Source organism: Photorhabdus sp. P32 (assembly GCF_038085095.1).
GTDB lineage: Bacteria > Pseudomonadota > Gammaproteobacteria > Enterobacterales > Enterobacteriaceae > Photorhabdus > Photorhabdus luminescens.
On record NZ_JAZGJN010000012.1, the window covers coordinates 1 to 309 of the forward strand.

The window sequence follows — 309 nt, forward strand, 5'->3', positions numbered from 1 at the left end:
CCCTAAAATACGGCAGACTATTGAAAATTCATTCATCTCAGTTTCCAAACAAATAGCAATTTTGCCATTATTGTCGCCAATAGCCGCCCCTACTGTAAAGAGACGTTATTAATATCCTAGTTTCATATCCACAACACTGGTTGGTAATTCTCCTTTTTCAATCCGTCGAATATTTTCACTGATCGTATCCATAGCAATCTCGGGAATAGTAATAGCCGCAATATGTGGCGTTACCGTTATACGGGGATGAGTCCAGAATGGGTGCATCTCTGGTAATGGTTCCTCAACAAACACATCCAATGCAGCCCC

1 protein-coding gene is annotated in these 309 nt (G+C 41.4%); it reads right to left on the reverse strand.

The annotated features are described in order from the left end of the window. Nucleotides 1–108 precede the first annotated feature (108 nt). Nucleotides 109–309: NAD(P)-dependent oxidoreductase (locus V2H77_RS00030; protein WP_341497180.1), on the reverse strand; the 201-nt coding region annotated here is incomplete at its 5' end.